Annotated in this window: 23 protein-coding genes; 13 read left to right on the top strand and 10 right to left on the bottom strand. The window is 68.5% G+C overall.

The annotated features are described in order from the left end of the window. Positions 1 to 4 precede the first annotated feature (4 nt). Together BKN51_RS12125 and BKN51_RS12120 are read left to right on the top strand one after the other, a co-directional pair. Positions 5 to 631 carry a class I SAM-dependent methyltransferase gene (locus BKN51_RS12125; protein ID WP_101607738.1) on the top strand — a complete coding sequence of 209 codons (627 nt, stop codon included), beginning with the start codon at positions 5 to 7 and terminating at the stop codon, positions 629 to 631. 14 nt (positions 632 to 645) lie between these two features. After that, complete coding sequence (locus BKN51_RS12120) at positions 646 to 1,062, top strand: TIGR03668 family PPOX class F420-dependent oxidoreductase (RefSeq protein ID WP_101607737.1); 417 nt, start codon at positions 646 to 648, stop codon at positions 1,060 to 1,062. Positions 1,063 to 1,416: 354 nt separating this feature from the next. Here BKN51_RS12120 and mptB read toward each other — a convergent pair whose 3' ends face one another. The 6 genes from mptB to BKN51_RS12090 form a co-directional block, all read right to left on the bottom strand. Further along, positions 1,417 to 2,976, bottom strand: coding sequence for a polyprenol phosphomannose-dependent alpha 1,6 mannosyltransferase MptB (gene mptB / locus BKN51_RS12115; protein ID WP_101607736.1), 1,560 nt, complete (start codon positions 2,974 to 2,976; stop codon positions 1,417 to 1,419). A gap of 83 nt (positions 2,977 to 3,059) precedes the next feature. Beyond that, entirely contained in the window at positions 3,060 to 4,709 is a 1,650-nt protein-coding gene (nikE, locus tag BKN51_RS12110) for a nickel ABC transporter ATP-binding protein NikE (protein WP_101607735.1), read from the bottom strand. Continuing rightward, positions 4,706 to 5,611 (bottom strand): ABC transporter permease, encoded by a 906-nt coding sequence (locus BKN51_RS12105; protein WP_101607734.1) that lies wholly within the window; start codon positions 5,609 to 5,611, stop codon positions 4,706 to 4,708. The genes nikE and BKN51_RS12105 overlap by 4 nt, the downstream gene beginning before the upstream one ends. Continuing rightward, complete coding sequence (locus BKN51_RS12100; protein WP_101607733.1) at positions 5,608 to 6,639, bottom strand: ABC transporter permease; 1,032 nt, start codon at positions 6,637 to 6,639, stop codon at positions 5,608 to 5,610. The genes BKN51_RS12105 and BKN51_RS12100 overlap by 4 nt, the downstream gene beginning before the upstream one ends. Before the next feature lie 9 nt (positions 6,640 to 6,648). Beyond that, the gene (locus tag BKN51_RS12095; RefSeq protein WP_101607732.1) at positions 6,649 to 8,436 is read right to left on the bottom strand and encodes an ABC transporter substrate-binding protein; all 1,788 of its coding nucleotides are present in this window, start codon (positions 8,434 to 8,436) and stop codon (positions 6,649 to 6,651) included. Positions 8,437 to 8,796: 360 nt separating this feature from the next. Then, entirely contained in the window at positions 8,797 to 10,593 is a 1,797-nt protein-coding gene (locus BKN51_RS12090; RefSeq protein WP_101607731.1) for a hypothetical protein, read from the bottom strand. A 106-nt stretch (positions 10,594 to 10,699) separates the two neighbouring features. On the opposite strand from BKN51_RS12090, the gene BKN51_RS12085 reads away from it, so the two are divergent. The 3 genes from BKN51_RS12085 to BKN51_RS43535 are packed head-to-tail and all read left to right on the top strand — an operon-like array spanning position 10,700 to position 12,428. Further along, positions 10,700 to 11,065: a hypothetical protein gene (locus BKN51_RS12085; protein ID WP_101607730.1), complete on the top strand. Its 366-nt coding sequence runs from the start codon at positions 10,700 to 10,702 to the stop codon at positions 11,063 to 11,065. Then, positions 11,062 to 12,285, top strand: coding sequence for a hypothetical protein (locus BKN51_RS12080; protein ID WP_101607729.1), 1,224 nt, complete (start codon positions 11,062 to 11,064; stop codon positions 12,283 to 12,285). Before BKN51_RS12085 ends, BKN51_RS12080 begins: the two co-directional genes overlap by 4 nt. Then, a complete protein-coding gene (locus tag BKN51_RS43535; RefSeq protein WP_168214319.1) occupies positions 12,282 to 12,428 on the top strand; it encodes a hypothetical protein in 147 nt (48 codons plus the stop codon). Before BKN51_RS12080 ends, BKN51_RS43535 begins: the two co-directional genes overlap by 4 nt. 48 nt (positions 12,429 to 12,476) lie before the next feature. Here the strand turns inward: BKN51_RS43535 and BKN51_RS12075 are convergent, their stop codons facing one another. Next, on the bottom strand, positions 12,477 to 13,040 hold the full coding sequence (locus BKN51_RS12075; protein WP_101607728.1) for a TetR/AcrR family transcriptional regulator: 564 nt from the start codon (positions 13,038 to 13,040) through the stop codon (positions 12,477 to 12,479). Between the two features lie 91 nt (positions 13,041 to 13,131). On the opposite strand from BKN51_RS12075, the gene BKN51_RS12070 reads away from it, so the two are divergent. After that, a complete protein-coding gene (locus BKN51_RS12070) occupies positions 13,132 to 13,416 on the top strand; it encodes an antibiotic biosynthesis monooxygenase family protein (RefSeq protein ID WP_101607727.1) in 285 nt (94 codons plus the stop codon). After that, positions 13,413 to 13,988: a DUF2867 domain-containing protein gene (locus BKN51_RS12065; RefSeq protein WP_101607726.1), complete on the top strand. Its 576-nt coding sequence runs from the start codon at positions 13,413 to 13,415 to the stop codon at positions 13,986 to 13,988. Before BKN51_RS12070 ends, BKN51_RS12065 begins: the two co-directional genes overlap by 4 nt. Positions 13,989 to 14,031: 43 nt before the next feature. On the opposite strand, the gene BKN51_RS12060 is transcribed toward BKN51_RS12065, so the two are convergent. After that, positions 14,032 to 14,478 carry a winged helix-turn-helix transcriptional regulator gene (locus BKN51_RS12060; protein ID WP_101607725.1) on the bottom strand — a complete coding sequence of 149 codons (447 nt, stop codon included), beginning with the start codon at positions 14,476 to 14,478 and terminating at the stop codon, positions 14,032 to 14,034. An 89-nt stretch (positions 14,479 to 14,567) separates the two neighbouring features. Between BKN51_RS12060 and BKN51_RS12055 the strand changes: the two genes are divergently transcribed. The 5 genes from BKN51_RS12055 (at position 14,568) to BKN51_RS12040 (ending at position 17,769) form a co-directional block, all read left to right on the top strand. Beyond that, on the top strand, positions 14,568 to 15,749 hold the full coding sequence (locus BKN51_RS12055) for a thiolase family protein (RefSeq protein ID WP_101607724.1): 1,182 nt from the start codon (positions 14,568 to 14,570) through the stop codon (positions 15,747 to 15,749). A 79-nt stretch (positions 15,750 to 15,828) separates the two neighbouring features. Continuing rightward, a complete protein-coding gene (locus tag BKN51_RS44205; RefSeq protein ID WP_233223338.1) occupies positions 15,829 to 16,119 on the top strand; it encodes a hypothetical protein in 291 nt (96 codons plus the stop codon). Further along, entirely contained in the window at positions 16,116 to 16,460 is a 345-nt protein-coding gene (locus tag BKN51_RS44200; protein WP_233223340.1) for a hypothetical protein, read from the top strand. Before BKN51_RS44205 ends, BKN51_RS44200 begins: the two co-directional genes overlap by 4 nt. A gap of 34 nt (positions 16,461 to 16,494) precedes the next feature. Beyond that, a complete protein-coding gene (locus BKN51_RS12045; RefSeq protein ID WP_233223348.1) occupies positions 16,495 to 16,812 on the top strand; it encodes a hypothetical protein in 318 nt (105 codons plus the stop codon). Positions 16,813 to 16,881: 69 nt separating this feature from the next. Continuing rightward, positions 16,882 to 17,769: a sigma-70 family RNA polymerase sigma factor gene (locus tag BKN51_RS12040; RefSeq protein WP_101613184.1), complete on the top strand. Its 888-nt coding sequence runs from the start codon at positions 16,882 to 16,884 to the stop codon at positions 17,767 to 17,769. A gap of 71 nt (positions 17,770 to 17,840) precedes the next feature. On the opposite strand, the gene BKN51_RS12035 is transcribed toward BKN51_RS12040, so the two are convergent. Continuing rightward, on the bottom strand, positions 17,841 to 18,920 hold the full coding sequence (locus tag BKN51_RS12035; protein WP_101607723.1) for a glycoside hydrolase family 5 protein: 1,080 nt from the start codon (positions 18,918 to 18,920) through the stop codon (positions 17,841 to 17,843). A 177-nt stretch (positions 18,921 to 19,097) separates the two neighbouring features. Between BKN51_RS12035 and BKN51_RS12030 the strand changes: the two genes are divergently transcribed. Continuing rightward, complete coding sequence (locus BKN51_RS12030; protein ID WP_335645070.1) at positions 19,098 to 19,850, top strand: PIG-L deacetylase family protein; 753 nt, start codon at positions 19,098 to 19,100, stop codon at positions 19,848 to 19,850. On the opposite strand, the gene BKN51_RS12025 is transcribed toward BKN51_RS12030, so the two are convergent. Next, positions 19,839 to 20,441, bottom strand: coding sequence for a CGNR zinc finger domain-containing protein (locus BKN51_RS12025; protein ID WP_101607721.1), 603 nt, complete (start codon positions 20,439 to 20,441; stop codon positions 19,839 to 19,841). The two genes, BKN51_RS12030 and BKN51_RS12025, sit on opposite strands and share 12 nt — an antisense overlap. Positions 20,442 to 20,775 lie beyond the last annotated feature (334 nt).

The following is a 20,775-nucleotide window of genomic DNA, read 5'->3' as shown; positions in this document are numbered from 1 at the left end:
GGTCATGGATTCCACACAGCAGTTCTGGGAAGACTTCTACCGGGACAAGGACCAGGTCTGGAGCGGCAAGGCGAACCCGCTCCTCGTGCGTGAGGTCGCGGCGCTGGCGCCGGGAGCGGCGCTCGATCTCGGCTGCGGCGAAGGCGGCGACGCGATCTGGCTCACGCAACAGGGATGGCGGGTCACCGCCGTCGACATCTCGGACGTCGCGCTGAAGCGTGCCGCCGGGCACGCGGCCGAAGCCGGTGCCGACGGCATCGTCTGGGAGCGTCACGACCTGGCGAAGTCGTTCCCGGAGGGACAATTCGACCTCGTCTCCGCGCAGTTCTTCCACTCCCCCGTCGCCGTGGACGACGAACGGGACAAGGCACTCCGCCGCGCCTCCGAGGCGGTCGCTCCCGGCGGCACGCTGATCGTCGTCGGCCACGCGGGCTGGCCGACGTGGCTGGAAGAGCCGCCGCACAAGGACGTCCACTTCCCGACACCCGCCGAGGTCCTCGAAGCGCTCGCGCTGGCCGACAGCGAGTGGACCGTGGAGTTGAAGGAGGTCGTGACGCGCGATTTCCCAGGCCCCGAGGGCCAGGAGGGAACGCGGTCGGACAACGTGCTCCGCGTGCGGCGCGCCGCCTAGGTACCGTTGACCGCATGCGATTGACGCCTGCGGAAGCCAGGTCACGGTTCGAGGGCGAGCGGATCGCGCGGCTGGCGACGACGGGTTCGGACGGTGTGCCCCACCTGGTGCCGGTGACCTTCGTTGTCGAAGGCGATTCGGTCGCTTTCGCGATCGATCACAAGCCGAAGAGCACGACGGCGTTGCGGCGGCTGAAGAACATCGCCGAGAACCCCGCGGTCAGCTTCCTGACCGACCACTACGACGAGGACTGGGCCGGACTCTGGTGGGCGCGGGCCGACGGGGTCGCCCGGGTGCTGACCGATCCCGACGAGCAAGCGCTGCCCGCGCGGTTGCTGCGGGAGAAGTATCCGCAGTACGAGACGCAGCCGCCTCCGCATGCCGTGGTGAGCACACTCGTCCACTCTTGGAGCGGGTGGCGGGCCTCTTAGCGTTTTTGTCGTGTTGCCGTTCTGCGGCAACACGATGCCGATCGCCCGGCCGTATAGGTCGTTATACAGTTTGGTGAGGTAGTCCGTGAAGGACCCCTTCCCTACTCTCAAGGTAGGCAAGGAGGCCTTCACTACTTCGCGGACCAGCGGGTTCCGGTTGATCGTGCGCGCTGCTTTGGCCACGGAATGTCTCCAATGCCACATTGGGGACATCAAGGCTGCGGCGACGAACCAGATCATCCAAGTCAGCGAGTAAGCGAACCCAACTCCCCCGCTCCAACCCTCACCCAAGTACGTGAAGGCCCCCTTCCTTGCGCTAGACGCAAGGAAGGGGGCCTTCACGTAGTTCCAGGGTCAGGAACGCGGGGCCTCGGCGGGCAGGAACTGCTCCACCGGCTTCCCCCGCCAAGCGGCGATGATCCCCAGCGGATCCGGCCGCAGCAGCGAGGCGGCCGCGTACACGCTCGCGACGACGACACCCGCCATGAACCACCAGTCGTACAGCGCCTGCTCGCCGGTCGGGTAGTACACCAGCGTCACGAACACCGAGACCGCGACGACGACGGCGAGGTTCCGCCGACGCCACTCGAAGGCGGACAGGACCACGAAACCCCAGGTCAGGTACCACGGCAGCGAGGGCGGCGGGACGATCGCACCGGCCAGCAGGACGATCGCCATCCGGTGGATCGCCGGGTTGCCGCCGTTGCGGGCCAGCCACCATTGGCGGCCGGCGAAGACGAACAGGCCGACCATCGCGATCGCCCGGAACACGGTGACGAACGGCGAGACCTCGACGTCGATCACCAGGTTCACCAGCGAGTAGAAGATCTCGCCGATCCCGGTCGGGAAGTTCATCCAGTTCGCGATCAGCGTCGGCGCCTTGAGGCCGCCCAGCCAGCCGAGGTTGACCGAGCCCAGCGAGAGCCAGGTACCGGCGACGAACACCGGCAGGAAGATCCCGACCGACGCGGCGCCCGCGCGGAAGAAGTTGACCACCTTCCGGTCGCCGGGCAGATGGTTCGCCCAGACCCAGACCAGGAACGGCAGCGCCCACGCCGCGGTGGGCTTGATCAGCATGCCGATGGTGACCAGGACGATCGCGACGACGTGCTTGCGTTCCAGCGCGGCCAGCACGCCGACGGTGAGGAAGCCGAGCATCAGCAGGTCGTTGTGCGGTCCGCCGACGAGGTGGATCACCGTCATCGGGCTGGCGATCGCGAGCCACAGGGTGATCGGCAGCTTGCCGCCGAGGTGCTTGACCAGCCGCGGCAGCGACCACAGCATCCCGACCAGGCCGATCATCAGCACCAGGCGGGTCGCGATGACGCCGGCGATCATGTCGTTGCCGGTGACCGCGACGATCCACTTGGCGAACAGCAGGAACAGCGGACCGTACGGCGCGGGGGTGGTCTGCCACAGCGGGTGGACGTTCTGCACGACGTCCGGCAACACGGTCAGTTCGGCCGGGCCGTTGGCGTACGGGTCGAGCCCGTTGAGCAGCTGCGCGCCCTGCGCGAGGTAGGAGAAGACGTCGCGGGTGAACAGCGGCGGCGAGACCAGGAGCGGCGCCATCCAGCAGGCCGCGGCGATCACGATCGGACGGCTGCCGATCCGGCCGGCGAGCGCGTAGCGGCCCAGCCGGACCCAGGCCCAGATGATCAGCGCGAAGCCCGTGTAGAGCATCGCGTTGGCCAGCATGCGGCCGTGGCCGTAGCGGATCCACGACAACGGTCCGTGGCCCAGGACCGGGTCACGGATGAGGATGCCCCCGGCGCCGAGCGCGGCCAGCATCAGCAGCGTGCTGCCGATGGTTCCCATCGCGATCGTGCGGTAGGGGAACCGGGATGGCACCCGGAGCCGCTCGCCGAGCGAACCGGCCGAGGGCGTCTGCGGGGTGTCTGTCGTGGTCGCCATTTCGAGATTGGAGGTTACACACCGCGCCTGTGCGAGTGCGCGGCAATGGGTATCTTCCGCGTCGGGCACGGGAATTCCGTCGCTCAGCGGTCGGCCGCCGCTCGCTGGGCGGTGCCACCGGGAAGCGCGGCGAGCAGCGATTTCGTGTAGTCGTGTTTGGGGTCCAGCAGGACCTCTTCCACGGTACCGACCTCCACCAGCTCACCGCGGTACATCACCGCGACGCGGTCGGCGATGTTCCAGGCCAGCCCGAGGTCGTGGGTGATCACGAGCCCGGCGAGACCCAGCTCACGTCGCAGGCGCAGCAGCAGCGCGAGGATCTCCCCCCGCACCGACGCGTCGAGCGACGCCACCGGCTCGTCGGCCACGACCACGCCGGGGTCCAGCGCGAGCGCGCCCGCGATGACGACCCGCTGACGCTGCCCGCCCGACAGTTCGTGCGGGAGCCGGTCGAGGAACTTCTCCGCGGGCCGCAGTTCCGCCGCTTCGAGCGCCTTGGTGACGATCTCGTGCTCGTTCGCGCCCATGCCGTGAATGCGGGGGCCTTCCGCGACGGCCTCGTACACCGTGTGGTTCGGGTTCAGCGCGCTGGTCGGATCCTGCAGGACCAGCTGGACCTGCCGCCGGTACGCCTTGAGCCCGGCACCGCCGAGCGGGACCGGCTTGCCGTCGTACCGCACCGCGCCGGAGTCGGGTTTCTGCAGCCCCAGCAGCGTCCTGGCGAGCGTCGTCTTACCCGAACCGGACTGGCCGACGAGCGCGACGATCTCGTCCTTCCGCACCTGGAGGGTCACCCCGGCGACGGCGTTGATCCGCTTGCCCGTGCGGTCGCGGAAGCTGACGCGCAGGTCTTCGGCCTCCAGCAGCGCGGGCTGCTCACCGGAGCGGTCCGGTTCCGGCGGCAACGGGGTGCTGGTGGCGGGCGCGAACCGGGACACCGGGTCGCCGACGGTCGGGAACGCGGCCGCGAGCGCCTTGCTGTGCTCGTGACGCGGCGCGCTCATCAGCTCCGCGCTCGGCCGTTCCTCGACGATCTCGCCGTCGTACATCACCGCGATCCGGCGGCAGGTCGCGGCGAGCACCGACAGGTCGTGGCTGATCATGATCAGCCCGATTCCCTGCTCGGCGACCAGTCTGCCCAGCAGGTCGAGCACCTGGGCCTGGACGACGACGTCGAGTGCGGTGGTCGGCTCGTCCGCGATGATCAGCCGCGGCGAACAGGCCAGCGCCATCGCGATCATGACGCGCTGCTTCTGCCCGCCGGACAGTTCGTGCGGGTACGCCCCGGCCCGGCCGGGCGGCAGATCGACCTGTTCGAGCAGTTCCGCCACCTTGGCCTGGACGGCGGCGTCCGACAGGGCCTTGCCCTCGGGCGGGTGCAGGCGGATCGGCTCGGCGATCTGCTCCCCGATCCGGCGGACCGGGTTGAGCGCGTGCATCGCGCCCTGGAACACCACCGACGCCTCGGCCCAGCGCACCGCGCGCAGCCGCCCCCACTTCATCGTCGTGACGTCTTCGCCGTCCAGCAGGATTTCGCCGCTGACCTTCGCCGAATTCGGGAGCAGCCTGAGCACGCTCATCGCGACCGTCGACTTCCCCGACCCCGACTCCCCCGCCACCCCGAGGGTGTCGCCGGCTTCGAGCACCAGGTCTACGCCACGGACGGCGGCGATCTCGCCGCTCCCGGTGGTGTAGGTGACGCCGAGGTTCTTCAGTTCCAGCAAGGGGCTCATGAGCGCTGTCCCTTCAGGCGCGGGTTCAGCACGGTTTCCAGCGCACGTCCGACGAGAGTGAAAGCGAGGACGATCACGACGATCGCGATACCCGGCGGCAGCAGGTTCCACCAGGCGCCCTTGCTGATCGCGCCGTTGTTCAACGCCGTCTGCAGCATGGTGCCCCAGGAGATGGTGTTCGGGTTGCCGACACCGAGGAAGGCCAGCGTCGCGTCCGCGATGACCGCGTTCCCGACGACGAGCGTGGTGTTGGCCAGCACGAGCGGCATGACACCGGGCAGGACGTGCTTGCCGATGATGTGCAGGTGACCGCCGCCGAGCGCCTTCGCGCGCTCGATGTACGGACGGCCCTCGATCGTGAGGGTCTGTGCCCGGACCAGCCGCGCGGTGCTCGGCCAGGCGGTGACACCGATGGCGACGATCACCGTCATCGCGCCCTGGTCCAGCACCGACGCCAGCGCCACCGCGAGCACGAGCGACGGCAGCACCAGGAAGAAGTCGGTGAACCGCAGCAGCAGCCCGGACGACCAGCCGCGGAAATGCGCGGCCGCGATCCCGACGACCGTGCCGATCAGTACCGAGAGCAGCGCCGCCGAGAAGCCGGTGAGCAGCGAGATCCGCGCGCCCCAGAACGTCATCAGCAGCACCGAGCGGCCGTCGATCTCGGTGCCCAGCCAGTACTCCCCGCTGGGCGGGTTCAGGGAACCGCCGGTGGCCTTGGTGACGTCGAGCCCGGACTCGTCCGAGATCACCGGGGCGAGGACGGCCAGCACCGTGATGACGCCGAGGAAGGCCAGGCCGAAGACGCCCGCCTTGTTCGTGGTGAACTCGTGCCAGTGCTTCGCCACGGCCGCGCGACGGCGGCGCCAGACGATCGAGCCGGGTTTTTCCGCTGTGGTCATGCCGTCCGCACCCTGGGGTCGAGCACGCGGTAGAGCAACTCCGCGAGCAGGTTCATCAGCACCACCGCGCCGGCGAGGACGACGAAGACCCCCTGCAGGACAGGCAGGTCAGGTCCGCGGAGAGCTTCGTAGAGCAATTGCCCGAGGCCCGGCCAGCTGAACACGGCCTCGACCGAGACAGCGCCCGAGACCACCATGCCGAACTGCATGAAGACCAGCGTCACCGTCGGGAGCAGGGCGTTGGGCACGGCATGCCGCTTGCGGACCAGGTCGTCGCGCAGGCCCTTGGCCCGTGCGGTGGTGAGGTAGTCCGAATTCATCTCGCCGATCAGCGACGACCGCATGACCAGCATGTACTGGGCGTAGAACACCACCAGCAAGGTCACGCACGGCAGCACGAGATGGTGGAGGACGTCGAGCCCTTCACTGAAGAAACCCGGCTCCACGTCCGGGGAATGCATGCCCCGGCTCGGGAACAGGCCGTTGGTGGAGACCAGCAGGATGAGCCCGAGCCAGAACTGCGGGACCGACCACAGGGTCAGCGCGAGTCCTGTTTGGACCTTGTCGAACCTGCTCCCCCGGCGCCAGCCCGCACGGATGCCGAGCCACAGGCCGAGGGCGATCGCCAGCACGGTCGCGCTGCCGACGAGCAGGATCGTCGGCCACAACCGCTCGCCGATCATGTCGGCGACCGGGCGCTGCTGCAGGTACGAGCCGCCCATGTCGCCCTGGAGCAGAGCGACGACGTAGTCCCAGAACTGCTGGAGCAGCGGCTTGTCCACGCCCATCCGCTCCCGCAGCTCCGCGATCATCTTCGCGTCGGTCGGCCGGTCGCGGACCATGAACCGGACGGGATCGCCGGGCAGGGTCCGGAACAGGAAGAAGCCGAGCACGACGACGAGCGCGAGGCTCGCCAGCGCGCCGCCGATCTTGGAGAGAACGAACCGGGTGGTGCCGGTCCCCCCTCGGCGCTCGTCGGGGTCGACGAGCGCCGAGGTCTGGTCGAGAGAACTGAGTGCCTCGGTCAACGCTGTCCTTTACTCCCGGTCGTCGGCGGACTTGCCGCGCCGTCCGAGCAGCACTCCGCCGCCGACGAGCACCACGAGCACGACCGCGCCGATGCCGATCCACAGTCCGGTGTTGCTGCCACCGTCCTCGGAGCTCGCCGCGGCCGCGTCGGCCGGGGTCGCGCCGTAGACGCCCCAGTAACCGGTCTGCTCGAGGATCGCGCCGTCGGGCTGCGGCTGCTTGGCGAACGAGGCGAACTTGTCCGAGCGGTAGGCCTCGAGCACGTTGTCGTAGTCCAGGACGACGTCGACGTACTGGTTCGCCAGCACGGCCTGGGCCTGCTTGACGATCTCGGCGCGCTTGGCCGGGTCGAACTCGGTCAGCTGCTTCTTGTACAGGTCTTCGAACTGCGGGTCGCAGAAGAAGGTCGCGCTGCTGCCGCCGTTGCCTTCGGCGTTCGGGCGGGCGGCGCAGGTGTTGAGCGACAGCGCGTAGTCCGGGTCGGGCGAAGTGCCGTAACCGGAGATCGCGAGGTCGTAGTTGCCCGCGGTGGTGCGGTCGTTCAGCTCGTCGTCGGAAACGAGTTCCTGCTTGACGCCGATGCCGGCGTCCTTGAGCCAGCCGGAGACGAACTGCGCGGTCCGCTGGTCGAACGGGCGGTTCGCGTGACCGGCGAGCCGGAACTCCAGCTTCGCCCCGCCGGGGCCGACGCGGATGCCATCGGGTCCCTTGGCGAACCCTGCCTGGTCGAGCGTGGCGTTCGCGGCGCCGATGTCGAACTTGGTCTTCTCGGCGTCGCCCGGGGACCAGGTGTAGGCCTTGTAGATCGCGGGCACGACGCCGGTTCCGGGCTGGCCGTAGCCGCTCATCACCCGGTCGACGATCGCCTGGGTGTCGATGGCCTGCGCGATCGCCTTGCGGACGCGGATGTCCTTCAGCAGCGGGTTGCCGTCACCGATCGGCTGGTCGGCGACGTTCTTCACGCCGAAGTTGAGGATGATCTCGTTGTACCGGCGCCCCGGCGCCTTGTTCGTGGTGATGTTCTTCTCGCCCTTGAGCGCGTCGAACTGCGTCGGCGTGAGCCGGTTGATGACGTCGACCTCGCCCTGCTTGAGCGCGTTCACCGCCGCCTCGGCGTCCTTGAACTGCAGCAGCTGCAGTTCGTCGACCTTCGGCGCGCCACGCCAGTAGTCCTTGTTCGCCTTGAACTTCACGAACTCGTTCTTCTTGTACTCGGTCAGCAGGTACGGGCCGCTGCCGACGCCGACCACGGCCATCTCGTCGGTCGAGGGGGCGTTGAGGTCCTTGATCGGCTCCCAGATGTGCTTGGGCACGATCGGGACGTCGAGCGAGGTCATGCTCGACTGCGGCGCCTTGGTCTTGATGACGAGCGTCTTGTCGTCCGGAGCCGACACCGACGCGAAGTTGGTGACGTAGCTGCCGTTCGCGGTGCGGGCGTTCTCGTCGTCGAGCATCCGCTGGAAGGTGTACGCCGGGTCCTGCGCGGTCACCGGCTTGCCGTCCGACCACTTCATGCCCTGGCGGATGGTGAAGGTCCAGGTGAGCTTGTCGTCGGAGGTCTTCCACGACTCCGCGACCCCGCCGGTGGGCTGGGTGTCCTCCGCCGAAGGCAGCGTGAGGAACTCGTAGTTGAACCGGCCGACCTGTGTCGCCGCCGACAGCGTGGCGGTGAAGGGGTTCAGGTGGTCGATCCCGGTCGTGAGCGCCACCCGTAACACCTTGCCCTGCTGCTGCGCCGCCGCGACCGGCACGAAAGGCACCGTCGCGACCGCCGAAGCGGCGAGGACCGCGACCACGCGAAGACCGCGCCGTCGCCTGGGAAAACGCTCTGTGCGCACGAAGACCACCCCATCGAAACTCGCTGTGACCCAACCCCCGAAGCGGAAAAGTAACCACATGTCGCGGTAACCGCGCAATGACTCGCCAATACCGATCGTGCACGGCGGACGTCATCGCGTGGTCAACAGCTACTTTACGTTCAGTGAACGTAGCGTTGAGTCACCAATTCCGCGCGTGAAGCGGGATCACGTGCAGTGTCCTGGGCATTCAAGGGAAGCGTGCTTGCAAAAGGCTTGCGCGCGATGATGCTCAATCGATACGTACCGGCGAAGCGCGAGCAAAGTGACACCGCGTGACCGGGCCGGACCGCACTCGCTTCAGCCGACCGAGACCTCACGTCGCCGCGCGGTGGCGGCGGCCGCGTAGAGCCACGCGAACAGCGCCCACATGCCGGCGAAGATGAGCCCGACGACCGCGTACGCGACCGTCCACAGCACGGCGGGCGTTTCCGACTTCCGTTCCCGCTGCAGAAACTCGATCTCGGACATGAACACCCGCGGCCCGGATGCCACGTCGATCGCCGGCGCGTTCGCCGCCGGGTCGGCGGGCGCGTAGATCGGGGCGAGCCCCATCATCCGGTTCGGGACGTGCACGCGGATCCCGGTCTTCCACTGCCCGAACACCGGCAGCGGCTGCGCCGTGCGGTAGACGCCGTCACCGATCTTTTCCAGCGGCGCGGTGAAGAAATCGCCACCCTGCCAGGCGAAGCCGTTCAGCCAGACCGCGTCGTCCGCCAGATCGGGCCGGGAGAGGGTGACGGTCGCGTCGACCCATCGGGGTGTGCCACCACCGTGCGGGTTCGAGATCGGCTGTCCGGCTGCGGCTTCGGTCAGCCGGACGTCGGCGGTGAATCCCGGTTCCGGATCCTGCGGGACGGCGACCGACGACATCAGGACGACCGCGCCCAGCGCGCCGACCAACCCGATCGCGTGCCGAGGCCCCGCCGCGGGCACCTGGGTCGCCGTCTCCTCCACCCGCTGGTACTGCCAGACGCCGATGAACGCGCCCGCGAGCGCCGCGCCGGTCCCGAACAGGACGAACAACGGCAGATGGGCGACCGGCCACGGGTTCGGCATCAGCCAGTGGGTGAACGCCGCCTCGGCGAGCATCCCGGCCGTCCCCACGAGCAGACCGGCGACAGCGGCGAACGAGTAACCCTGCCGGTTCCGCATCGCCAGTGCGACGACCTCGATGATCACGGCTTCGGCGATGTACGGCAGCAGCGAGGCCACGTGCAGGTCGGCGAACAGCGGGATGACCGTGAAGGAAGCACGGGAGGCGAGGAAGACCGCGACGACGATCAGCGCACCGCCGGGGCCCCAGGACAACCGTCCGTAGGTCAGCGTCCAGGCGCCGATCAGGCCGACGAGCACCACCTGGGACAGCATCGGGAACTGCGGGACGCCGAGGTCGAACTCCATGAGGAACGCCGAAGCACCCATCATCCAGGCACCGGCGAGCACCGGGCCGAGCAGCCGCACGATCGGCCCGGACGCACCGGCCTGACGGGCCTCGCCAAGCAGCAACTGCAGGCCCAGCACGACGCAGACGCCGCCGCCGATCATCAGGACGTGCGTCGGTCCCCATTCGGTGACGTCCTGGCCGAAGAGCCGGTGCCAGACGTCGTCGAGCGGGAATCCGGCGATGCCGACCAGACCGGTCGCCATCATCTGGATGGAGCCCATCGGCGCCCGCCAGTGCGGGCCGATCTTGAACGTGCGCTTGGGCAGGTTCTTCGTCGCCAGGGTCGCGCTGAGCACGCCGCTGGCGAAGATGCCCATCAGTCCGAAGTAGATCGGGTAGTGCGACGGGTTCGCGAGCGGGCCTTCGTCGCGGCCGAGTTCCATGTGGATCGGCACGTCCCAGTAGACGCCGATCAGCGCCGACATCCCCGAGAGGAAGGCGACGAACATCGGCAGCGCGGCCCAGCGCGGCAGACCGCTGAAGTCACCCATCCAGTCGGCGACGCGACCGATGACGGTCTTCTTTCCCGCGCGCTCACGGAGGACGAAAACAGCCAGAGGCAGGAAGACCGCGGTGAACATCAGGCCCGCGATGACGATCTGCCCGAATTGCGCACCGCCCGCAGGCGGGCTCTCCTGAGCCAAGAACACCGTTGTTCGCCTTCCTGCTAACCTGAGTAACTGTTACCTTGGGGTAACACGATAGGGGCAAGGTCCCGGCCAGGCAAGCCGGGGCGTACGACTTGGAGGAACCTCGATGCGGAGGATCGGCGGGATCTGCGGGATCACCGTGGCCGCGCTGCTGGCTGTGACGGGCTGTTCGGGATCGGCCGGTTCCGAACCGGCGCCGGGCACCGGCACCCGGACCGTGAAGTTCTCGATCACCGAGGGCAAGCGCACGGCGGGCCCGGAAGAGGTCGCGGTGCGCACCGGCGAGAACCTCGCACTGGAGGTCACCTCCGATGAGGCGGACGAACTGCACGTCCACGGCTACGACAAGGCCGCCCAGCTGGCTCCCGGGGTGCCGGGGACCGTCGCCTTCACCGCGAACATCGACGGGATCTTCGAGGTGGAACTGCACAAGAGCGGCGCGGCGGTGACCAAGCTCCGGGTGAGCGGATGATCCTGGCGCACGGTCTCGGCGGCCGGTCCGATCTGCCGGTCCCGCTGTGGCTCGCGCTCTACGCGGGGGCGGCGGCCGTCGTGATCTCCTTCTTCGCGCTCACCGCGCTCTGGAAGGAGCCCAAGCTCCGCGGCGCGGACGCCGGTCGCGCGCTCCCCCTCGCCGTGCAACGGTTCGTCGACAGCGGGTTCACGCGGGTCGCGCTGCGCACGATCGGCGTCCTGCTGTTCGCGGGGTTCCTGGCGATGGCCTGGGCCGGTCCCGGGACTTCGGCCGACAACCCGGCTCCGGCGTGGTTCTACGTCTGGTTCTGGGTCGGCCTGGTACCGCTTTCGCTCCTGTTCGGCCCGGTCTGGCGACGGCTGAATCCACTGAGGACGGTCGCGTCGCTGATCCCCGCCCGGCATCGCGAACTCCCGGACCGGCTGGGCTACCTGCCCGCGATCGTCGGCCTCCTCGCGTTTCTTTGGCTGGAACTGGTCTTCCCGCACTCGGACTCGCCCCGTGCGATCGCTCTTTTCTGCGCCGTGTATGCCGTTATACACATCGCGCTCGGGGTGGTCTTCGGTCCGCGCTGGTTCGACCGCAGCGACGCGTTCGAGGTCTACGCGCGCCTGATCGCGGCCCTCTCCCCGATCGGCAGGCGCGGCGACGGGCGTCTCGTGGTCAGGAATCCGCTGGACGGGCTGCTCACCATCTCCCCCGCGCCGTGGCTGACCGCGCTGGTACTGGTGGTGCTCGGCTCGACGGCGTTCGACGGACTGACCCGACTCCCGTTCTGGACGTCGCTGGACGCCGGCGTCCTCGGTGGCACCGCGGGGCTCGCGGCCTGTATCGCGCTCACTTACGGCGCCTACGCGGGCGCCATCAGCCTGACCAGGCCGTATCTGCGACGCGGGTTCGACCCGTACCCCGCGTTCGCGCCGTCGTTGATCCCGATCATGATCGGTTACACCGTCGCGCATTACTTCTCGTTCGCGGTGTTCTCCGGCCAGCAGGGCTTCGGCCGCGCGATCGACTACACGGTCGTCTCGACCGGCGTGATCGCGCTGGTGCAGATCGCCGGGATCGTCGCCGGGCACGTGCTGGCCGTAACCTCGGCACATGATCGTTCCGTCGGCGTGCTGCGCGCGAACTACGTCAAGGTGGGCCAGTACCCCATGCTGGCGCTGATGATCGGCTACACCGCGCTCGGGATCGCGCTGGTCTCCGGCTCATGACCCTCGCGGCGCGGGTGATGATGATGCACCAGGGCGGCTGGGACGAGATCCTCATCTTCGTCGGCCCCGTGGTGATCATCGGGCTGCTCATCTACGTCGCGCGCAAGCAGGTCCCGACGACACCCGAAGAGGACGACGACTAGCTCTTCATACGACCGGGACGAAGGCAGGCCAGGAGCCGGTGGCCCACCTCAGCCGTCATGACCGAGCCCGCCGAGAATGAGCTTCCCCGCCAATTCCGTGACTTCGTCGCGGCTGCGAGCGCCGTGGTCCGCGGCCATGAAGTGTTTGCCGATCAGCAATGAGAACGCGAGCAGGCAGCGGGCTTCGACCTCGTCCTCGTCGGTGAAGATCTCGCGCATGAGGGACCGCAGGTAGTCCATCCGCTGGTTGTCGACCCGCCGGAGCCGATCGGCCACCTCCGGGTCACGCCTGGCCCAGTCACGGATCGCGAGGTCGATCGGCAGCAGGCGATCACTGGCGAGCAGGCCCGCGCGCCGGATCTTCGCCCTGGCGTCGCCGCCCTCGCGCTCCACGCTCTCGAACAGCAGGCCGGTACTCATCCGCTCCCAGGTGGCGAGCATTTCCTCGATCAGCGCGCCGCGATCGGCGAAATGGCCGTAGAACCCGCCTTTGGTGACGCCGAGCGCTTTCGCGAGCGCCTCGACGCGGACCGCGTCGGGTCCTCCGGTGGCTAGGGCGAGCAGCCCCGCGTCGATCCAGGCGCTCGGCGGGGTCCGGGTTTCGGCGGCCATGTGATCACCGTATCCCCCGTCACTCCCGCACCACGACGACGATATATACGCTACCGTATAGATGGCGGAGTTCACTGGGAGGAACAACGACATGACTGTCGGATTCGTGGCCACGCACTACCCGCACACCGACCATCACGACGCTTTCGTCTCGCGCGTCCAGCGAGTGGCCGACGTCTTGCGCTCCACTCCGGGCTGTCTCGCCGCCGAATGCTGGGTCACGCCCGCCGGCGACGCCGTGGTGTCGATCGTGCGCTGGGAATCCGAAGCGGCACAGGCGGCTTCGATGCAAGCCCTGGGATCCGCGGACGTGGACGTCGCCTTCGACGACCGCGAAGTCCGCCCGCGCGAGATCGTCCAACTGGTGTCGGCATGAAGCTCGCCAACACGGCCCACACGACGCGGGCTTGGCGGATCCACGAGGTCGCCGGGGACTTCGACCTCGAAGACGTCTGGGCGCTGGAAACACCCGGTGGTCCTGACGACTTCGCCAAGCTGGTGAAGCAGTTCTCGTCGGGCGATTTCCCGGACGGGGCACCGCTCGTCGTCCGCGCGCTGTGGTCGCTGCGCTGGAAACTCGGCGCACTGCTCCGGCTGGACGACCGCGACTCCGGTCTCGATTCCCGGGTCGGGTCGCTGCGCGACAGGCTGCCCGAAGGCCTGCGGGACACACCCACAGGACCGGATGAGGACTGGCTGCCGTTCACGCCGCTGTACCGGCTCGACGACGAGTTCGCCGCCGAGATGGCGAACCGGACCATGCACGGCGTCCTGCATCTCGCGTGGATCGAGGACGAGCCGGGGCGATATCGCGGTCAGATGGCGGTGCTCGTCAAGCCCAACGGCCGGTTCGGCCGGGCGTACATGGGGTTCATCAAGCCGTTCCGGTACCTGTTCGTCTACCCCGCGCTCATGCGGATGATCGAACAGGAGTGGAAGTCCCACTAAAGCCCTCGTGAGCGGTAGGGGCGGTTCTAACCGCCCCTACCACTCACGAGCCGCGAACGCGCCGGCTGCTCCGCACCAGCGCCATGTCCTTCTCCCGCACCGGTTCGCGGCAGTGCGCGCACACCGTCTCCGGCGCGAGGTCCTCGCCGCACGAATGACGCCACACCGTCGGCGGTGGCCCGTCCGTGACGTACTCGTCGCCCCAAGCCATGAGGTTCAGCAGCACGTGGTTGAGCGCGTGCCCGGCCTTGGTGAGCACGTACTCGTACCGCGGCGGATGCTCCTCGTACAGCCGTTTCTCGAGGATTCCCGCCTCGACGAGCTTGCGCAGCCGCGCGGTCAGGATGTCCCGGCTCGCGCCGGTGTTGCGGACGATCTGGTCGAACCGCCGCGCCCCGAAGAACACCTCGCGCAGCGCGAGCAGGCTCCAGCGCTCCCCGATCACCTCCATCGCGTTGGCGATCGAGCAGTCCCTCGGTCCTTCGGTCATACGACCAGCGTAAACCCAGTGAGTCTTGATTTCCAACCCACTCGGTGCCACAGTGAGTTGGAGAACCCAACTCACCTCTGGAGGCAGCCGTGCACGACGCGGTCATCGTCGACGCCGTCCGCACCCCGATCGGCAAGGGCAAGCCCGGCGGCGCCCTGAACGAGGTCCATCCGGTCCAGTTGCTCGCCCACACCCTGCGCAAGCTCGTCGAACGCAACGGGCTCGACCCGGTCCTGATCGACGACGTCATCGGCGGCGCGGTCGACCAGGTCGGCGAGCAGGCCCAGAACGTCACGCGGTGGGCGGCGCTCGCGGCCGGACTGCCGGAAAGCGTGCCCGCGACCACCGTCGACCGGCAGTGCGGCAGCAGTCAGCAGGCCGTGCACTTCGCCGCGCAAGGCGTGATGGCGGGCGCGTACGACGTCGTCATCGCCTGTGGTGTCGAGTCCATGAGCCGGGTCCCGATGTGGTCGAACGTGTTGCCGGGTACCGATCCCCTCGGCCCCGGCGTCGCCGAGCGCTATCCCGAAGGCTTGGTACCGCAAGGGATCAGCGCCGAACTCATCGCCGCGAAGTGGTCACTCACCCGCGAAGCGATGGACGAGTTCGCGGTGTCGTCGCACCGGAAGGCGGCGCGGGCGCACGAACTCGGGCGGTTCGCGAGCCAGATCGTGCCGATGGAGACGCCGTCGGGACTGGTGTCCACCGACGAGTCCGTCCGGCCCGGCACCGATCTCGAAACGCTCGCCAAACTGCGCCCCGCGTTCCAGGATCCGGGGGTGGCCGCGCGGTTCCCGCAGATCGACTGGTCGGTGACCGCGGGCAACAGCAGCCCGATCAACGACGGCGCCTCCGCCGTGCTCATCACCTCCAGCGAGACCGCTGCCCGCCTGGGTCTGCGGCCCCGTGCCCGCCTGCACAGTTTCGCCGTCACCGGGTCCGACCCGCTGCTCATGCTCACCGGTGTCATCCCGGCGACGGAGAAGGTGCTGCGGCGCGCGGGTCTGCGACTGGCGGACATCGACCTGTTCGAGATCAACGAGGCGTTCGCGAGTGTCGTGCTCGCGTGGCAGCAGGAAACCGGCGCCGATCCGGCCAAGGTCAACGTCCACGGCGGCGCTATCGCGCTGGGCCACCCGCTCGGCGCGAGCGGGACCCGGCTGATGGGCACGCTGGTCAACGCGCTGCATCACCACGGCGCCCGGTACGGCCTGCAAGCGATGTGCGAGGGCGGCGGCCAGGCCAACGCGACCATCCTGGAGGCGTTGTGACCGGCCGGCTCCCCAGGAAACTGGCGGACCACCCGTCGGTGAAGGCGGTGCTCGCCAAACCTCGCGAGAAGCATTCGTCGTGGTGCGGATGAACCGTGACGACGTCCGCTCCCCCGCCCGCAGCGTGGCCAATCAGGAATTCCACCGCAGCGGCGAGATCATCAACGAGGCCGGGCACTCGATCGTCCGGACGCTGCAGGACGCCGGGTACCGCGCGATCAACCCGTCGGCGACCTTCCCGATGGAGATGGAGAACCATCCCGGCCGGATCTGGGTGGTCGCGCACAAGACGGTCGCCGTCGCCGCCGGACTCGGGGCGATGGAGTGCAAGTCCTCGTCTGCTCGACGCACAACTACCGCGAGTTCATGAGCGGCTTCACCGACTGGGCGCAGACCGTGGCCGACAACGAAGACGCCGCCGACTTCAGGTCGAGGGTGACCGATTCCGAGAACGTGTCGATGTGGCAGAGCCTCGCGTTCAAGCCGAACTACAAGGCCGCGTACTGCATGGCCGTCTGCCCGGCGGGCGAAGACGTGCTCGGGCCCTATCTCGACGATCACCGCGGCTTCCTCGGGACCGTGGTGAAACCGTTGCAGGACAAGGTGGAAACGCTGTACGTGCGCCAGGGTTCCGCGGCCAAGGCCTACGCCGAACGGCGGTTCCCGCACAAACCGGTGAAGGAGGTCGACGGCGGCTACCCGGCACGATAAGGCTGGTCCCACCTCGCGTACGAGATTCGCCGCGATGTCGATCCTGATGACGTTCTCGTCCCTTTTGGACACCCGGCCGGCCGCAGGCCCGGGAGCCGGCGAGACGCTGCTGCTGGTCGGCACCGAAGGGACCGTTCCGGTGGCGATCGGCGTCCTGCTCGGCTCGCTCGCGTCGGCCGTGACCGTGATCCCCTACGGCGTCGCCAGGACCGGCGGGAGCTTGCCGGACCGGACGATCGGGTTCTACCTCGCCATCGCCGGACTCGCGGTGGTGCTGACCCTCGGTTCGCACCTGGGCGCGGCGGCGAAAGCGATGCGCACCCCGGCGATCCAGGCCGGAACGCGAGGCTGAACCCCACTGTCACATCTGTGCTCCGCCATCCGTCAGGGTTACGACTGACAGTGGAGAAGGATGGGGACCGTGGACGAACACGACTGGCTGGCACGGCGTTTCGAGGGGCACCGGACGCACCTGAGGGCGGTGGCGTACCGGATGCTCGGTTCGCTGAGCGAGGCGGACGACGCGGTGCAGGAGTCCTGGCTGCGGCTCAGCCGGGCAGGCGGCGAGGACGTGGACAACCTCGGCGGCTGGCTGACCACCGTCGTCGGCCGGATCTGCCTCGACATGCTGCGCTCGCGCAAGTCGCGGCACGAGGATCCGGTCGGCGCACAGCTTCCCGACCCGATCATCGGCCGCGCGGGCGGGATCGATCCGGAACACCAGGTCCTGCTGGCGGATTCGGTCGGGCTGGCGCTCCTGGTCGTGCTCGACACGCTGGACCCCGCCGAGCGGCTCGCGTTCGTCCTGCACGACATGTTCGCCCTGCCCTTCGACGAGATCGCGCCGATCGCGGGCCGGACTCCGGGAGCGACCAGGCAGCTCGCCAGCCGGGCCCGCCGCCGTCTGCAGGGCTCGCCGACGGTCCCGGACGCGGATCTGAACCGCCAGTGGGAAGTCGTCGACGCGTTCTTCGCCGCCGCCCGGGACGGCGACTTCGACGCGCTGGTGTCGGTGCTCGACCCGGACGTGGTGCTCCGCGCCGAGGGCGGCGCGGTACCCGCGGGGACCTCACGCTCCGTGCGAGGGGCGGCCCAGGTCGCGGGACAGGCGCTCATGTTCCGGAAGTTCGGCGCGGGCGGGGTGTCGCGGCCCGTGCTGGTCAACGGTGCGGCCGGGATGGTCGTCACCAAGGACGGCGTGCCGCAGACGCTCTTCGCCTTCACCGTCGTGGACGGGAAGATCGCGGAGATCGACATCCTCTCCGGCCCGGAGCGCCTCGCCACGCTCGACTTCGAACCCCTCGGCTGAGGTGTCAGGAAAGGGGCTTTCGAGACGTTTTCCGTCCTGAAAGCCCCTTTCCTGACGTGCGCTCCCCGGGATCAGGAGGTCGGGAAGTTGTCCGCGGTGCGGATACGGTCCCGGATCCAGACACCGGCGGGCTTCAGCGGAGCCGTGCCGGTGAACGAACTGCCCGAGCAGGTGCCCGGCTTGAACACCGCGCCCGAACGGCTGTCGTCGGAGAAGTTCCAGTTGGTCCAGCTGATCTTCTTCGACGCCAGGAAGTCCAGGTACTTCTGGGAGTTGGTGAAGTCGTTCCCGCCGTCACCGCTGGCGGTCTGGGTGCCGAACTCGGTCACGAACAGCGGGATCTTGCTCGCGGCCCGGCTCAGCGCGTTGAAGTACTCGGTTTTGTGCGACGCCGCGTAGAAGTGGAACGTGTACATGAAGTTGCTGGCGCGCACCGGGTTGTTGATGATGTCGGTCTCGTTGCGACCGTCGGAGATGCCGAGCGAGCCCCACCCGTGGGTGCCCACGAGCACGACGCCGTCGGAGTCCTGGGCACGGATGACCGGGATCATCTGCTCCGCGTAGCTGCGGACGCGGTCCCAGCTGACGTTGTTGGGCTCGTTGGCGATGTCGTAGATGATGTTGGTCTTGTCCTTGTGCCGCTGGGCGATCTCGGTGAAGAACGTCTTCGCGCGGCTGAGGTTCGCGTTCGGGTCGCCGGGGGTGAGCTGGTGCCAGTCGACCAGGGCGTACAGACCTCGTTTGGTGGCTTCTTCGATGTACCCGTGCACCATGTCGGTGAACTTGCGCGGGTTGGTCTCGTAACCGCCTTCCTGGATGTACATCGAGATCCGGAGGACGTCGGCCTTCCAGTCGTTCGCCAGCGCGTCGAGCGAAGCGGTCTTCACGCATTGGCTGTACCACTGGATCCCGTGCGTGCTCATGCCACGGAGCTGGATCGGCTTGCCCGCGGAGTTGCACAGCTGGAGGCCGCAGACCTTCAGCTGTCCGTTGATCGCCGCCGGGCTTCCCGGCGGCAGCGCGGCGGCTGCCTGCGTTGCGGGTTCTGTCGCGGTCTCGTTCGCCATCGACGTGCTCGCGGTGGCGATCGGGGCCAGCAGTCCGGCGGCCAGTGCGGCCGTCACCCGGAGACGGATCTTGTCCCAACGCATTCGGCTTCTCCTCTCGCGTCGGCGGCACCGGCGTTGGTGCGCCGACGGTCAGGGCGGCGGGATTAAATAGGAAACTTTCCTTACTATTGGAAAGTAAAGGAGAGATTACCCACGGGCTCGACGGACGGTCAAGACTTGACCACCGACTGTTTCACCGACCTCGGGCATGCTCGGAGCGTGACGACCATCGTGGCCTTCCACGCGCACCCCGACGACGAAGCCCTCCTCACCGGCGGCACCCTCGCCCACGCGGCGGCGGACGGGCACCGCGTCGTCCTGGTGGTCGCCACCATCGGCATGAAGGGCGTCGACGAGTCGCGCCGGGCCGAACTCGACGCGAGCGCGAAGGTTCTCGGCGTCGCGCGGGTCGTGCACCTCGGCTACGCCGGAAGCGGCCACGGCGCGATCCTCTACCCGGACCCGCCGGGATGGGTCCGCTTCGTCCGCGCGAGCACCGACGAAGCGGCCGCGCGGCTCGTGGCGATCCTCCGGGAAGAGAAGGCGTCCGTGCTGCTGAGCTACGACCGCAATGGTGGCTACGGCCACCGCGACCACGTCAAGGTGCACGAGGTCGGCAAGCGGGCGGCCGAACTCGCCGACGGTGTCCGGCTACTGGAAGCGACCATCCCGCGCGACGCCGTCGCACGCCTGGTGCGGATCGTGCGCCTGTCGCGGATCCCGTTCCGCTACGACGTCGACGTACTCCTCCGCGCCTACAGCGCCCGGTCCGAGATCACCCACACCTTCGACGTCCGGCGCTTCGCACGCCAGAAACAGGCGGCGATCGCCGCCCATTCTTCGCAGGTGAGGGGAAACGGCAGGCTGGCACCCCTGATGCGCGTCGTGACCCGGCTTCCCGCGCCGCTCTTCGGTCTCGTGTTCAGTCGCGAGTGGTACATCGACGCGACGCCGCCCCGCTCACGACCCTGACCGGCGCACGCGGGCTCGATACGCGGCGGCCTTCACCCGGTTCTGGCAGGCGAGCCCGCAGAACCGCTTGATCTGCGCCTGGCTCGCGTCGATGTACACCTGATCGCACCTCGGCGCCGAGCACAGCCCGACCCGATGCGGGATGTGCTCGCCGAACGCGGCGGCCACCGACACCGCCAGCCCGGCCGCCCATTGCTGGACGAGGTCGGCCTCGGGGCTGTGGAAATGCAGATGCCACGACTGTTCGCCGTGGCGGTGCAGGTACGGGCGGGCCTTGCTGTCGGCGAGCATTTGGTTGAGCAATCCGGCCGCTTGGTCGGGTTCGCCGCGGAAGAGCGACTCGATGATCTCCCGCAACCGCGACGCGAGATTTCGCAGCCGTTCCGCCGCCAGGAGGTCTACCCGGCCGTTCCCGGATCGCGTGTCACCGAGCGCCTCGGTGGCGGCGCGAACAAGGTCGTGGCCGCCGAGCGCGGGCTTCGGCCTGCCGTGTACGTGTCCCCCGGTCAAGGCGTTGATCAGCGCGACCCCGGTTTCCAGGTGCATCGCGTGGTGCCCGTCCAGCCTCGTCCCGTCCGGCTCGTCAGCCATCGTGCCCCTCCCCCGGGCATCACTGGTTCGCAGGATGCCTTCGGTGACGCTACCAAAGGTGAGCGCCACCCCAAGGGCGTTGAAGTCTTTTGGAGCAACGGAATCCGGCGAGGAGTGGAGCGTGAGTCCACTGTGGAGGGAAGCGGCGGCGAGGCGTCGGTCCAGGTGGTCGTGAGTGGCGTTTCGGGTTCTGTCGAGGGGTAAGGCATACGTGTCGGGTGATCGCTTGCCTGGGTGGTGGTCCGGGTGTCGATACGGGGGAAGCCGTGGGCCGGCCGTTGTGAAAGCCACTTTCGCAACCTTGACCGTTGCGAAAGCGACTTTCGCAACGCGG

The sequence above is a fragment of the Amycolatopsis sp. BJA-103 genome (genome assembly GCF_002849735.1).
Lineage (GTDB): Bacteria > Actinomycetota > Actinomycetes > Mycobacteriales > Pseudonocardiaceae > Amycolatopsis.
The sequence above is the reverse complement of the archived record's forward strand: the minus strand, read 5'-3'. Positions and strand labels throughout refer to the sequence as shown.

Coding starts and splice junctions, on each gene's coding strand:
- BKN51_RS12125 (WP_101607738.1), top strand. CDS start 5: ATGGATTCCACACAGCAGTTCTGGGAAGACTTCTACCGGGACAAGGAC.
- BKN51_RS12120 (WP_101607737.1), top strand. CDS start 646: ATGCGATTGACGCCTGCGGAAGCCAGGTCACGGTTCGAGGGCGAGCGG.
- mptB (WP_101607736.1), bottom strand. CDS start 2,976: ATGGCGACCACGACAGACACCCCGCAGACGCCCTCGGCCGGTTCGCTC.
- nikE (WP_101607735.1), bottom strand. CDS start 4,709: ATGAGCCCCTTGCTGGAACTGAAGAACCTCGGCGTCACCTACACCACC.
- BKN51_RS12105 (WP_101607734.1), bottom strand. CDS start 5,611: ATGACCACAGCGGAAAAACCCGGCTCGATCGTCTGGCGCCGCCGTCGC.
- BKN51_RS12085 (WP_101607730.1), top strand. CDS start 10,700: ATGCGGAGGATCGGCGGGATCTGCGGGATCACCGTGGCCGCGCTGCTG.
- BKN51_RS12080 (WP_101607729.1), top strand. CDS start 11,062: ATGATCCTGGCGCACGGTCTCGGCGGCCGGTCCGATCTGCCGGTCCCG.
- BKN51_RS43535 (WP_168214319.1), top strand. CDS start 12,282: ATGACCCTCGCGGCGCGGGTGATGATGATGCACCAGGGCGGCTGGGAC.
- BKN51_RS12075 (WP_101607728.1), bottom strand. CDS start 13,040: ATGGCCGCCGAAACCCGGACCCCGCCGAGCGCCTGGATCGACGCGGGG.
- BKN51_RS12070 (WP_101607727.1), top strand. CDS start 13,132: ATGACTGTCGGATTCGTGGCCACGCACTACCCGCACACCGACCATCAC.
- BKN51_RS12065 (WP_101607726.1), top strand. CDS start 13,413: ATGAAGCTCGCCAACACGGCCCACACGACGCGGGCTTGGCGGATCCAC.
- BKN51_RS12060 (WP_101607725.1), bottom strand. CDS start 14,478: ATGACCGAAGGACCGAGGGACTGCTCGATCGCCAACGCGATGGAGGTG.
- BKN51_RS44200 (WP_233223340.1), top strand. CDS start 16,116: ATGAGCGGCTTCACCGACTGGGCGCAGACCGTGGCCGACAACGAAGAC.
- BKN51_RS12045 (WP_233223348.1), top strand. CDS start 16,495: ATGTCGATCCTGATGACGTTCTCGTCCCTTTTGGACACCCGGCCGGCC.
- BKN51_RS12035 (WP_101607723.1), bottom strand. CDS start 18,920: ATGCGTTGGGACAAGATCCGTCTCCGGGTGACGGCCGCACTGGCCGCC.
- BKN51_RS12025 (WP_101607721.1), bottom strand. CDS start 20,441: ATGGCTGACGAGCCGGACGGGACGAGGCTGGACGGGCACCACGCGATG.